11 protein-coding genes are annotated in these 13230 nt (G+C 59.3%); 4 read left to right on the top strand and 7 right to left on the bottom strand.

Going from position 1 to position 13230, the window contains the following annotated elements; all coding sequences use genetic code 11:
• The 7 genes from PSV43_RS14695 to bamA all read right to left on the bottom strand — a co-directional run.
• Nucleotides 1-360, bottom strand: a 360-nt coding sequence (locus PSV43_RS14695) for a hypothetical protein (RefSeq protein WP_300198673.1), incomplete at its 3' end; no start/stop codon positions are given.
• A 70-nt stretch (nt 361-430) separates the two neighbouring features.
• Nucleotides 431-1051 (bottom strand): methyltransferase domain-containing protein, encoded by a 621-nt coding sequence (locus PSV43_RS14690; RefSeq protein WP_300198670.1) that lies wholly within the window; start codon nt 1049-1051, stop codon nt 431-433.
• A gap of 1 nt (nt 1052) precedes the next feature.
• Nucleotides 1053-1772, bottom strand: a complete 720-nt coding sequence (locus PSV43_RS14685; protein ID WP_300198669.1) for a hypothetical protein — start codon at nt 1770-1772, stop codon at nt 1053-1055.
• Between the two features lie 9 nt (nt 1773-1781).
• Nucleotides 1782-3008, bottom strand: a complete 1227-nt coding sequence (gene trpB, locus PSV43_RS14680; RefSeq protein ID WP_300198667.1) for a tryptophan synthase subunit beta — start codon at nt 3006-3008, stop codon at nt 1782-1784.
• 74 nt (nt 3009-3082) lie between these two features.
• Nucleotides 3083-4144, bottom strand: coding sequence for a UDP-3-O-(3-hydroxymyristoyl)glucosamine N-acyltransferase (gene lpxD, locus PSV43_RS14675; RefSeq protein WP_300198664.1), 1062 nt, complete (start codon nt 4142-4144; stop codon nt 3083-3085).
• Between the two features lie 85 nt (nt 4145-4229).
• Nucleotides 4230-4865 (bottom strand): OmpH family outer membrane protein, encoded by a 636-nt coding sequence (locus tag PSV43_RS14670; protein WP_300198662.1) that lies wholly within the window; start codon nt 4863-4865, stop codon nt 4230-4232.
• 61 nt (nt 4866-4926) lie between these two features.
• Complete coding sequence (gene bamA, locus PSV43_RS14665; protein WP_300198660.1) at nt 4927-7215, bottom strand: outer membrane protein assembly factor BamA; 2289 nt, start codon at nt 7213-7215, stop codon at nt 4927-4929.
• 231 nt (nt 7216-7446) lie between these two features.
• Here bamA and PSV43_RS14660 point away from each other — a divergent pair, with 231 nt between their 5' ends.
• The 4 genes from PSV43_RS14660 (at nt 7447) to PSV43_RS14645 (ending at nt 13225) form a co-directional block, all read left to right on the top strand.
• Nucleotides 7447-8409, top strand: coding sequence for a DMT family transporter (locus PSV43_RS14660; protein WP_300198657.1), 963 nt, complete (start codon nt 7447-7449; stop codon nt 8407-8409).
• 46 nt (nt 8410-8455) lie between these two features.
• The gene (locus tag PSV43_RS14655; protein ID WP_300198654.1) at nt 8456-11629 is read left to right on the top strand and encodes a UvrD-helicase domain-containing protein; all 3174 of its coding nucleotides are present in this window, start codon (nt 8456-8458) and stop codon (nt 11627-11629) included.
• A gap of 115 nt (nt 11630-11744) precedes the next feature.
• The gene (locus PSV43_RS14650) at nt 11745-12311 is read left to right on the top strand and encodes a sigma-70 family RNA polymerase sigma factor (protein WP_300198651.1); all 567 of its coding nucleotides are present in this window, start codon (nt 11745-11747) and stop codon (nt 12309-12311) included.
• Nucleotides 12308-13225 (top strand): anti-sigma factor, encoded by a 918-nt coding sequence (locus tag PSV43_RS14645; RefSeq protein ID WP_300198648.1) that lies wholly within the window; start codon nt 12308-12310, stop codon nt 13223-13225. The genes PSV43_RS14650 and PSV43_RS14645 overlap by 4 nt, the downstream gene beginning before the upstream one ends.
• Nucleotides 13226-13230 lie beyond the last annotated feature (5 nt).

The raw sequence follows: 13230 nt of genomic DNA, 5'->3' as shown, positions 1-13230 counted from the left end.
CATGGTGACAGCCGCAGTCGGTGTAGCTGAAGGCACCTGGGCTTGCGGCTGCGACGAACGTGACTGCAGTCGTGTGAGGGCATCCTGAATTTTTTGCTGGCGTGCTGTACGCATTTCAGGCTGCCAAGTCGGGTAATTCCGGGCGATGCTGTCCATGATCTCGCCCGCCTGTTTGAATTTGGTCTGTGCGAGGGTGACGTCACCAGCGGTTTCGAGTGCGACGGCCTCATTGTTGAGGACAAAGCCGCGGAAGTATTGGTCCGCCACCTCGCTGCTGGCATCAATGGTCTGGGCTTGCGACACCGGTGCGGCCAAGACAAGCGCCGCGAAGAGGGTGAGGACGTAAAAAAGGCGATTCATGAATTATGGGGGGAAGGGGGCGGAGTTTACCGCTTTTCCGCAGGCTTGTAAATGGCCTTGGCAGCCTGTCTCAGGCCTGACGCTGCCGCAAAACAGCCACCCAGCGGTCCACGGACTTGCCCGGAGCGTCCTGCAACGCCCGGCTGTTCTTGTTGCGCTTGTTGCTGACGACCTCCATGCCCAGCGACTCCAGCGCGCGTAGCGCGAGCCGGTGTTCGACATCGAAATAGCTGGTGATGACCAGCATGCCGTCGGGGCGTAGTTTGGCGATGCCCTGGTCGAAAATTTTCTTCCACAGCTCTGGTCCGTGCCAGAAGTTCTGGTGGCGCAGGAAGACCATGTTGAAGTCGTCACTCAGCTCTTTGTGCTGGTCGATCTTGGTGGCGTCCTCGATCAAAAACTGTGCGGGCAGATGACTGTGTGCTTCACGGGCCAGCCGGATCTCGCGGATGCGAATGTCAGCACCGATCATTTCGACACCGCCACCTTGGGTGAGTTCAGAGCCGACTTGGATCAAGGTTTCCGCTTCATCACAGCGTCCACAGGCGAGGTTGAGGATGCGCATGTCCTTCTGGGCCGCAGGCAGATGCGGCGAGAGCGAGTCATGGAGCAGGGATTTCAGCTGTGACATGTCCTGCTGCAGGGCGTTTGCAGGCCGGGGTTGCGCAGAGAGTGAAGGGCGTGGGCTCATGTCACTCAAGTTTTGAAAACACCCCCGCCGCAGCTTTGACGGACATCTTTTGATTGGCCGCATATGCTCTGGCGGCAGCCATGCGGATGTCGGGCCGGGAGCCATTGTGCAGCCAGACTTCGAGGGCATCACGCAGCAAGAAGGCACCGGGATACATCAGTTGTTCGGTGGTGAGCACGGGGCGGGCCTGCAAGGCTTCGAGATGCGGTTTGAAGAACCTGCCGCTGACACAGCAGAGAATGATGGCGTCTGTGGATCTGGACCCAGGGCCGAGGACAGAGACCGCCACGGGGGAGTCCATGAGTCCATTGTGACCGATGAAGGCGGTGAGATCACTGCGGCGATCCCGAAGGTTGGCGAAGCAGGCTTCCAAGCACTGGTGAATGTTTTTCCCGCGCCATGCTTCGGCGACGAGGATGCAGTCTTGGGCTGCATGCCGGTAGCTGCGCCGGTCAAGGATCTCTGGCGTTGGATTGGCCTCGGCTTTTTCGAGTTTCCAGGATTTACTGCGGCCAAAGATCGCCTTGAAGCCCTCGGAGTTGCCCCAGTACAGGTTTTCTTCGGCATCGTCGCCGTTGCCGATCTTCGCTGGCACAGGGGCGATGCCCTGGCTGGCATTGTCAGCCAGGGCGACGAAGACGTGGATGCGTCTGGGCGCAGCGAAAGCGCCATCGCCGCAGGCAATGACCAGCAGGCCAAGGGAGATGCTCCACAGCTTCATGTTCTGCGGTCAAAATTTCAATTCTTCGCCGAAGATCATGCGCGCAGCCTGAGCGACGTCCTTGTCCCCACGACCGGAGAGGTTCACGAGGATGATCTGGTCCTTGCCCATGGTGGGGGCCACTTTGTGGACTTCGGCGATGGCATGGCTGCTTTCGAGGGCGGGGATGATGCCTTCGACCTGACTGAGCTCCTGGAACGCGGCGAGCGCCTCGTCATCGGTGGCATAATTGTAGGTCACACGGCCCTGCTCATGCAGCCAGGCGTGTTCGGGGCCGATGGCGGCGTAGTCGAGGCCGGCGCTGACGCTGTGGGTGAGCTCGATCTGGCCGTCGGCGTTGGCCAGGAGCCAGGTCTTGGTGCCTTGCAGGACGCCGAGACGCCCCCCTTGAAAGCGTGCGGCGTGGCGCTCAGGGATGATGCCGTCGCCACCGGCTTCGACGCCGGTCATGCGCACGTCTTTGTCGTTCAGGAAGGGGTGGAAGAGGCCGATGCTGTTGCTGCCACCGCCGACACACGCAACGAGGAGATCGGGCAGGCGCTCTTCGCGCTCCAAAATCTGGCGGCGGGCCTCGACGCCGATGATGCGGTGGAAATCACGCACCATCATGGGGAAGGGGTGGGAGCCGAGCGCGGAGCCCAGGATGTAATGCGTGGTGTGCACGTTGGTGACCCAGTCGCGCATGGCCTCGTTCACCGCTTCCTTGAGCGTGGCCTGCCCTGCAGTCACGGCCACGACTTTGGCTCCGAGAAAACGCATGCGTGCGACATTCAGCGCCTGGCGCTCCATGTCCACCTTGCCCATGTAGATGACGCATTCGCAGCCAAAACGTGCGCACACCGTGGCGGTGGCGACGCCGTGCTGGCCGGCACCGGTTTCCGCGATGATGCGCTTCTTGCCCAAGCGCTGGGCGAGCAGGATCTGCCCGAGGGCATTGTTGATCTTGTGCGCGCCGGTGTGCAGCAGGTCTTCGCGTTTGAGGTAAATTTTCGCGCCACCGAGCTTTTCGGTCCAGCGTTCGGCAAAGTAGAGGGGCGTGGGGCGGCCGACATATTCGTGGAGCAGCCGGTCGAGTTCCTTCTGGAAGGCGGGGTCGGCTTTCGCTTTTTCATAGTGATCCGACAGTTCGGTGAGCGCGGCCATGAGCGTCTCAGGTACGAACATGCCACCGTACTGGCCAAAGTGGCCGTGGCTGTCGGGCATCACGGGGAGCGGAAGTATAGAGGCGGCAGTCATGGGGGATAAAAGTAGATGGAAGACCTGATCTTGGCAACGGTCGTGCTGGCTTCAGTCAAAGTTACGAGCCTTGCTCAAGAATGGACCGTTCCACCTTCGAGGGCGGCGAGTTTTTTTTCCAAGACGCGCACGCGTTCCAGCAAATCGGGGATTTTGGCGGGGAGGCTGAGCATTTTCCGCCCTTCCATGAGCGGACGGGCGGGATAGCCAGTGTAGGCTCCTGCTTCGAGAATGCTTTTGGTGACGCCGGATTTGGCAAAGAACATGACTTTGTCGCCAATTTCAAGGTGACCGGCCACGCCGACCTGCCCCCCCATGGTGACGTAGTTGCCCAAGCGGGTGCTGCCGGAGATGCCGGTCTGCGAGACAATGATGCAGTGTTTCCCAAGCGTGCAGTTGTGACCGATCTGCACCAGATTGTCGATTTTGCAGCCCTCGCCGATCCAAGTGCGACCGAAGCGGGCGCGGTCAATGGTGGTGCAGGAACCGATCTCGACATCGTCATCGATCTGAACAATGCCGACCTGGTCGATCTTCTGGTGGCGGCCTCGAACCTGCTCATAGCCGAAGCCGTCGCTGCCGATCACGGAGCCGCTGTGGAGAATGACGCGCTGCCCCAGAATGCAGTATTCCTTGATGACGGAGTTGGCGTGAATGACGCAACCTGCCCCCAGTTTGACGCCGCGACCGATAAAGCTGCCTGCGTGGATCATACAGCCATCACCGAGGTGCGCTCCGCACTCAACGACGGCATGCGGGCCGATGCTAACCTTCTGGGGGTCGTAAACCACGTCACCAGCGACCGTGGCGGTGGGATGAACACCGGGGACAAACTCCATGGCGGTAGGCACGAAGAAGTGAATAACGGTGGAGAATGCGAGCGTGGGATTGTTGAGGCGAATGAGAGCGAGCCCTTCCCGCACGTCTGCATAGTCAAGATCCTCCGGCACGAGGGCGGCGGAGGCGCGGGTGGTTTTGAGCGCAGGCAGGTAGCGTGCATTGCCAAGGAATGTCACTTCACCTGGGCCTGCTTCCAGGATGGAGTTCAGGCCGGAAATGATGAATTCCGGGTTGCCCGCAGAGAGAGTTCCTCCGACGAGATCAGTGAGTTTCCGCAGGTTGATGGAGTTGCTCATGGTGCTGACGGATATTTCTACGCAGGAACAAAAAAAAGGCACGTCGCAATGTTGCGGCGTGCCTTGGAAAGTTGACTGCTGGAGGCTATTTCTTGGACTCTTCAGTCTTGGGTGCCGGAGCGGCGGCATCTTCCTTCTTGGGCTCGGCTCCGGGGGGTGGTGCATCCTTGTTCAACTCAACGATGAGCTGATCGGTGAGATCGGTGGCCGCTTCTGGCCTGACATGCAGGATGATAGGCACGGTGGAAAGACTGACGCCGGTCTTGTCAAAAACGATGTCGAACAGATCTTCCTTGGAGCGGGCGCGGACGACCACGAGAATTTCCTCGTAGAGACCTTTGCGGATCTGCATGTCTTCCTGCTTGAGCTGCTGCTGGCGGCGATCAGCGAATTCCTGCATTTCCATTTCCAGAGCGCGGATTTCTTTCACTTTTTCACCCAGTTCAGCGCCGTATTTCGAACGCTGCTCGGGGGTGATGATCGGGTCTTGTGCGACTTTTTGAAGCTTTTGGGCCTCCGCTGCCAAGTTTTTATACGTGTTCTGACGCTCAGTCATTTCCTGGGCGGCTTTTTCGTAATTCGCCTTGTACTTGTCTGCGGCAGTTTTGGTTTTGTGGAACTCCTGGAAGACTTTGGACATGTCGATCACACCGATTTTAAGATCGGCGGCCTGAAGAGTGACGGTGGCGAGGATAAGGGCGATGAACGCGCTGCGAATCATAAGTATGGATGGTTTTGAATGAGATTGGAGGGGCGGACAAACAAATTGTCCAAGCACACTGCTAGAACTTGTAGCCCATGTTGAACTGGAAGCGGCCGCCGTTGCCTGTATTGGCGTCCTTGCCGATTGGGACGGCATAGTCAACACGGATGGGGCCGACGGGAAGGAAGAGACGCAGGCCGATACCTGCATCGGAGTACACAGTTCCATCGCCTGTGGTTGCACCTGTGGCCCCGGAAACGGTGCCGATGTCGCCGAAGAAGACCACACGCGGTGACTTTTCTGTGTTGGCGGTGATGTGCACCGGAACGGAGAATTCACTGCTGGCGTAGATGGAGGTCAGGCCACCAACGGGTTCACCCGTGTTATCCTTGGGACCGGCGTGGCGATAATTGAATCCGCGCAGGTTGTTGGCACCGCCGAGGAACTGGCGCTCAAAGATTGGCACGGGGTTGTTGTTCCAGCTATTGACGACACGGAACATTCCTTCAAAACTGAGGATGGTGTCACCAGGCAGGTTAAAATACTGCTGGCCGCCGATGTTGCCGCCATACACGGGGACATCTCCTCCAAGACCAGAGAGCAGGATTCCTGCTTCGAGCTTGTGGCCGCTGCGGGTGATGAAGACGCTGTCACGGGTGTCGTGCACAAAGTTCGTGTCAATTTTGCTTTGAAGGTAGTTGCCGGCTTCCTGGGCGATGAGGGCGGAGGCACCGTTGGCGATGCTGCCGATTTCGATCTGCTGGAGGGTGTAGGTGCTCTCAATGTAAGAGTGCTCACCCAGCCGTTTACGTAAACCGGCCGAGACGCCGACGTTGGTTTGATTGAAGAAATTGGAGAGGTAGTAGAGGTTGTGATAGAAGGCCTCAACGGTGAGGGCCAGTTCGCGACCCAGGAACCAAGGTTCAGTCCAGCTGACAGTGACGTCACGACGCAGCGCACCCGCACGGATGTTGGCGTTGAAACGCTGGCCACCGCCCCGGAAATCCTTCCAGTCACGGATGTCAAAGTTGGTCTGAGTCACTTGGATGAAACCGGTGATGCTGTCGATGGAACTGAAGCCGGCACCGAAGTTGACCGTCCCGGTGGACTGCTCCTGCACGTTGATGTCCACATCCTTGTAGCCGGGGGCGGTGGTAGGGGTGTTGCGCATATCCACCGAACTGAAGTAGTTCAGGTTTTGCAGGCGGCTTTTACCGGCCTCGATTTTGACGGTGTTCAGTTCCTCGCCGGGAGCAAAGGGCAGTTCGCGGCGGATAACTTCATCCTTGGTGACCGAGTTGCCGGAAATGTTGACTTTGCTGATGTAGGACTTGGTGCCTTCAGTGATGTTGTAGGCCACGGCGACCTGTCCGGCGCCGGTCTCCAGAATGCTGGTCTCCACACGTGCATCGGCGTAGCCACGGGAGCCGTAGTAGTCTTGAATCATCTTTTCGTCAGCCTTGATAAAGCTGCCGACGTAAGCGAATCCGGGTTCAGTCTTAATGCCCTGCATCAAGACTTCATTGGTGAAAATGGTGTTGCCGGAGATTTTGACCGCCGAGACGTCATACTTGGCGCCTTCATTGATCACGTAAACGAGGTCCATCTGCTTGGCGGACACCGGTTCACGCCGCACCTCGGTGACTTTGGCATACACATAACCCTTGTCCTGAAAGGCCTGCTCAAGCTTCTTGATGTCTTCCTGCAGATCCTGATTGCTCAGCTTGCCTTTTTTGCCCCACAAGTTCCAGACGTGGTGCTCTTGGGATTTGATGCTGCCGCGCAGCACACGTGACTTGATGGCGGTGTTGCCTTCGAAGCGGATGTCATGAATGATGCCGCGCGCACCTTCATCGACTTTAAAAGTTACCGTGGAGAACCCTACGCGGGCGGACGGGGTGATGTCATAGCTTGCGACGACATCGGAGAACCCCTTCTTTTCGTAGAGTTCCACAATCTTTTGCTGAGCAGCGGAAAGTTTGATGTCATCCACCGGGTCGCCCACCTTGATCTCGATGTCCTTGCGCAGCTTGCTGTTGTCGATGACGGTGTTGCCAATAAAGTTGATCTCAGCAATGCCGCCGCGCCCCACGATTTCGACAATGACTTTGACGCCACCGGCCACGTCCACCGCGCGGATGTCCAGATTTTCCACGGCTCCTGTGCTGTAGAGTGCGCGGATGTCGCGTTCCACCGATTCATTGCTGAACGGCTGGCCCACGCGGGTGGACATCTGCCCGCGAATACGATTTTCATCCACTTTTACCGCGCCCTTGAGGACGATCTGCACGTCCTGAACGATTCTTTTCGTCGAGGGTGCCGCAGGCAGGCCCGTTTGTCCACGTGCCTGCTGTGCTGTGGCGACCATGAAGGTGATGGCCACTAGGGATAAAAGGGTCAGGCGAGACAGAGGAGAAGTTCCGTGATTCATAGGCAGGGCAGAGTAAGCAGACGGGATAAAGACAGGGCGGCAAGGCACGTCCAAACTGGAGCATGACAAGCCTGCATTACTGCTTCCGCACCGCTCCACGTCAAGGCGTAAGTTCTAAGGGTGTTCTTGCCATTATTTGAGGCCATTGGATGAATCGATAGCGGACGAGTGATTTCCGTCTTTGTATGGAGACAGAAAATAAGGCTCTCCGCACCTTTGACGGGTGGAGCAACAGCTCTGTCACCTAGCATGTCCCGTTCCAATCTGCGCAATTACATCCAGCTGCATCTTGTCGTGCTTGCCTGGGGGCTTACGGCGGTTTTGGGAAAGCTGATCCTTCTGCCGCCTGTGGATGTGGTGCTGTGGCGTACTGCGCTGGCGGTGCTCGGCTTTGCGGTGCTTGCCCGGTGCATGGGGCATTCGCTTTGGGTTTCCCGCCGGAAAATTTTAGCGATGCTTGCCGTGGGCGTTATTTTAGGGCTGCACTGGATTTTGTTCTTCTGGTCTGCGCGGCTGGCCACCGCTTCCGTCTCTCTGGCCGCCATGCCCACGGCCATGCTGTGGTGCTCGCTGATTGAGCCTGTCATTGATGGTTCGCGGCGCTGGCGTTTAGCTGAACTTCTCGTCGGCGCGGTGATGGTGGGGGCCGTATGGCTGATTTATCAGGTGGAATTTCGTTATTGGCTCGGCTTTTCCGTCGCCATCGCCGCCGCTGTGCTGGCGGCCTTTTTCGCCACCTTGAGCAAGCAGCAAGTCGCCCGGGACACGCACTGGAGCGTTATTGGCTGTTATCAGATGAGTGGGGCATGCCTCGCGGCCTGCATTTCACGCCCATTCCTTGAAACCGGACCGCTGCCGGGTTTGCCAGATGCAGCTACCGCAGTTTGGCTCGGTGTTCTCGCCCTGGTGTGTACGGTGGCCGCCTATGCGGGGTTCATGGATGTGCTCCGCCGCGTCAGCGTCTTCACGGTGAACGTCGTCTATAATATGGAGCCGGTGTATGGCATCGTGCTCGCAGCCTGGGTGTTCGGGAAGGCCGAGTTCATGAGTGCGGGCTTTTATCTTGGCGCATCGCTCATTATCGCCGTGGTGCTGACTTTGCCATGGATTCGGCGCTGGGTGGAAAGGTGAGAGTGCTGGACATCTCGCGCAGCGTGGGCTTGCATCTCTGACGCCTTTGAACCGCCTTCGCCACATCCTCGTCTCCGCCTCCGCAGGTTCGGGTAAAACCTACCAGTTGGTGCGGCGGCATCTGCATCTGCTCGCGCTCGGGCAGCCGCCGGAGGGAGTTGCGGCGATGACCTTCACGCGCAAGGCGGCGGGTGAGTTTTTCCAGCGCATCCTGCAGCGGCTGTCTGTGCTCTCGCAGCATGGGGAGACGCCGGAGCAGTACTTTGCGGGCATGGCTCCGCTGCCGGAGCAATGGCCGGAGTTTGTCGTGCTCCTGCGGAAGGTGACGCAGCGGCTCCACCGGCTGCGACTGGGAACGATGGACAGCTTTTTCGCCGGCATCACCGCCTGCTTCCCGCTGGAGCTCGGCCTGCCGCTCGGTGCCAGTGTGATGGCCGAGAATGAATCTGCGCAGGCGCGGAGGGAGGCGCTGGATGCACTGCTGGAACGTATTCATTCCTCGCGTGATGAACAGGCGGGTCGTGCGCTGCTCGAAGGTTTCAAGCAGGCCACCTTTGGCATCGAGGAGCGCAGTGCGGTGGGCAGTCTGGAGTCCTGGATCAACGATCACCATAGCACCTGGCTCGACAGCGGTGATGGTTCCCCATGGGGAGTGCTGCCGGGGCTGGGGCTGGAGAGCGCTGGCAATCTCACTGCGGCCATCCATGATTTGCGGGACCGGTTTGTGCCACGTACGGATGAAGGGGCCAGGTACATGGAAGAACTGATCTCCCAAGCTTCGGGCATGGAGCCGGGAGCCACGCTGCCGCCGAGGGTGAAGTATTTTTTGGAGAAAACGACCGCCGTCTGGAAGGAATTAAAAGCAGGAAGGGCCGAAATCGGCTGGGGGCGCGGCAAAAAATCTGAACTCACGGGAGAAGTGGCGCGTGCCTGGGTGCGCCTTGCTGAATCAATCCTTAACCATGAGCTGATCTGCCGCGTGCAGCGAACTCAGGGCATGGCCGCGCTCATGGGACTGTATGAGACCGAGTACGCGCGGCGTGTGCGCTCACGCGGACGGCTGTCTTTTGCCGATGTGCAACGACTGCTGGCAGCGGCGACAGCGGATGGCGCGGAGTGGGCGGACGGTGAAAGCGGTGATCTGTGGTTCAGGCTCGACGGACGGTATGATCACTGGCTGTTTGATGAGTTTCAGGACACCAGCCGCGTGCAGTGGAATGTCGTGCGCGGATTGGTGGATGAGGTGATGCAGGATGACACGGGCAGGCGCAGCTTCTACGCCGTGGGCGATCCGAAGCAGTCCATCTATCTCTGGCGGCAGGCGGAGCCGGGGCTGTTTGACGACGTGCTGCGCGAATGGCCGCATCAGGACGAGGACGGGCTGGAACCGCAGACGCTCAGCCAGTCCTTCCGCAGCGCGCCGGCGGTGCTGGATGCGGTGAATGCGGTGTTTGCAAACGCCGCAGGCATCGAAGCGTTGCTGCCGGGATGTACCGCTGGCTTTGCCTTCAAAGAGCATGTGGCTGCGGAACGAAATCAGCGGCTCAGTGGTTACGCGGCTCTGCTGAGCGTAACGAATGAAGAGGGCCTGCGCAGTCCCTCCACCACACCTGCGGTGACGGCGCTGCTGAAGGAGATCCGCCCTCTGGAGCGTGGGCTGACCTGCGCGGTGCTGGTGCGCGGCAACAAGAACGCCAATGCCACGGCGGAAGAACTGCGGGCGACGACGGGCATGGAGGTTGTGTGTGAGTCGCAGATCTATCCAGCTACGGACAATGCGGTGACGCTCGCCCTGCTCTCGCTGCTGCAACTGGCGGCGCATCCGGGAGACACCTTGGCGCTGGAGCATCTCAAAATGACGCCGTTGTGGTCGCAGATCGAGTCTCCGGGGCAGGGCTGGCAGTTGACCTGTCATCAAGTGCGCGAAGGGGTGTTTGAGCGCGGCTTTGTCGGATTCACGGAAGTCTGGACCCGGCACCTACGCACGCTGCTGCCGGAGATGGATGCCTTTCATGAACTGCGGCTGCGTCAGTTTGGTGAAATGGCTGCTGAGTTCGACGCGGGCGGTGCACGCGACATTGATGCGTTTCTGCTGCATGCGCGTGAGACGCCGATGCAGGTGCGGGGTGCTGCAAATGCGGTGCAGGTGATGACCGTTCACAAGGCCAAGGGCTTGGAGTTCGATGTGGTTATTTTGCCGGATGTGGATGGCGAAGCAATGAATCAAGTGCGGCGGCGCTCGTTGGTCGTCAATCGCGATGCGCAGGGCATTTCCTGGGTTTTGCAGGAGCCACCGCGCATTTTTGCGCCGTTGCATGAGGCACTGAATGAAGAGATGGAGGGTTCGAAGCGGCGCTCGGGTTTTGAGTCGCTCTGCCGCCTGTATGTGGCGATGACGCGGGCCAAACGCGGTCTCTACCTGATCGCTGAGCCACCGCCGAAGTCGAAAGAACCCGCGATGAAAGAGGCGCAGTTTTTGCGCCGGATGCTGGGCGTGGCGGATGGTGCCGAAGCGGGTGCTGCTTATTTGACCGAGTGGCAGACGGGGGATGCGCAATGGTTTGGCACCTTGAACGGTGCCGCGCCCCAGCCGCCGGCTCTGGCGGTGATGGAGCGCCCGCTGGGAGGGCTGCTACGGGAATTTCAGCCGCTGGCCAAGCGTGTGACGCCTTCAGGGGAGGAAGCTTTCCAGGTGAAGGGCAGCATGCTGTTCGGCGCAGGTCGTGAGCCGGGCCGGAGACTGGGCAATCTAGTCCATGAGTTGCTGGCACATGTAGAATGGTGGGATGCCGCCTCGGACATGGCCGGACTGGAGGCGCGCTGGCAGGCCTCGGGTCTGCTGCGCGGGGAGGCTATTGAAGCGACGGCACTGGCGATGGTGCAAGGTGTGCTGCAGTCATCTGCTGCGCCGTTTGCTTTTGCCAAACCTGCAGCGGACGCGCGGGCGTGGCGGGAGCGGCCCTTTGACCTGATCCACGAGGGGAGCTGGATCAGCGGCGTGTTTGACCGGGTCGTGGTCCAGCGCGACTCGGTGCGATTGATTGATTTTAAGACAGATGAGGCGGCTGACGAGGCCGCTTTGGCCGAAAAAGTGGCGGGTTATCGACCGCAGATTTTGCTGTATCGGCAGGCGCTGGTGCGGCTGACGGGCCTGAGACTGGAGCAGGTCGAATCTGCCCTGCTGTTCACCCGGAATTGCCGTCTGGTGGAGGTAAAGTGACTTTTTTTGAATCCAAGCTGCCTTTGATGACGCAAAAACTTGTGTGATCGCATTAGCTCTGGCATGGAACCCGCGCATCGTAGCCTTTTCGGCGCGACCTGCGCCCAAACCTCTCATGCGCCAGCCAGAACTTAGCGAAGAAGACCTGCTCCAGCGTGCTGGACGTGGAGACTCGCGCGCGTTTGACCAGCTCTATGACCGGATGGCGCCGCGGCTCTTTGGTCTCCTGCGACAGATGCTGCATGACGAGCGCGAGGCCGAAGACATCCTGCAGGATGGTTTTGTGCTGCTCTGGGAGCGTGCATCGACCTTTGATGCCGAGCGCAGCAAGGCGTTTACGTGGGCGGTGATGTTGTTCCGCCACAAGGCGATCGACCGCATGCGCATGCTGGGCCGGCGCAACCGCCTGGTGGACAGCGCGATTTTGGAGCAGACCACTCTGGCGGCGTCAGCCCATGCCGGTGTGGACGATGAAGTCCAAGCCAACGAACGTGGTGTGGTGGTGCGCGAGGCGCTGAACGAACTGCCGAAGGAGCAGCGCCAGTTGATCGAATTCGCTTTCTTGAAGGGCCTCACACATCATGTGATCGCCGAGTCGCTGGGCATGCCTCTAGGCACTGTGAAGACTAACATCCGCCGTGGGCTGCTGCGCCTGCGTGATCTTTTGAAAGGAGGCGCATGATGGACCAGGAACGATTTGAAGAACTGGCCGCCATGAATGCGCTGGGCATGCTGGAGAACGACGAGAAGCGTTCTCTGGATGGTGCCGTCGCACGTGACAAAGAGCTGCGCATGCTCGCCATGGAACTGGAGCAGACGACGGCGGAGCTGGCCTATCTCATCGAGCCGGTGGAGCCGCCTGCGAACATGAAGAAACGCATCCGTGCCAAGATGCGTGCCACCGGTGTCAAGGGTGTGGGTGTTTCACGTGGAGTCGTCATTGGTGGCATTGGCTGGGCGCTGGCGGCCAGCTTTGCCGTCACCTCGATATGGCTTTGGCGCGAACAAGCCGGCCTGACCCAGCAGCTTGCAGCAGCTTCGCGTGCCATTGCCCCGGTGAACTCGGTTATTCCTGTGGTGGATGACGGGAAGACGCGCACACTTGAGGAAGAGCTCAAAAAACGGCGGGATGAATTCGAGGCGCAGAAACTGGCGCTGGCGACGGAGATCGAATCGCTGCACAAAAGTGAGACGGAAGTCAAAACACAGAATGCCAAGCTGACTGCCGAAGTAGCGGCGCTGAAGCAGCAGGAGAAAGAGTCAAAACTGCAAGTCGCCACCCTGCAAAGCAAGGTTTGGGAATACCGCCGCAGCGAGATGCTCGTGGTCTGGGACGAGAAACGCAGCCAGGGCGTGGTGATGCTCGATAAAATGCCGAAAGTGGAGTCTGATAAAGACTACCAGCTCTGGGTCGTGGATCCGAACAAGCCTAACCCGGTGAGTGCCGGGGTGGTGACCGTCGATGACAAAGGTTTCGTCAAGGCCAGCTTCAAGCCGGTTGATGCAGTGACCGGCGAGGCCAAGTTTGCCCTCAGTGTCGAGAAAAAAGGTGGAGTGCCGAAGAGCGAAGGGCAGCTCTTGATGGTGGGGCCGTAAGGCAA

Origin of the sequence: Prosthecobacter sp. (assembly GCF_029946185.1) — a bacterium.
Lineage (GTDB): Bacteria > Verrucomicrobiota > Verrucomicrobiia > Verrucomicrobiales > Verrucomicrobiaceae > Prosthecobacter.
This window is presented reverse-complemented; position numbering and strand designations above follow the sequence as displayed.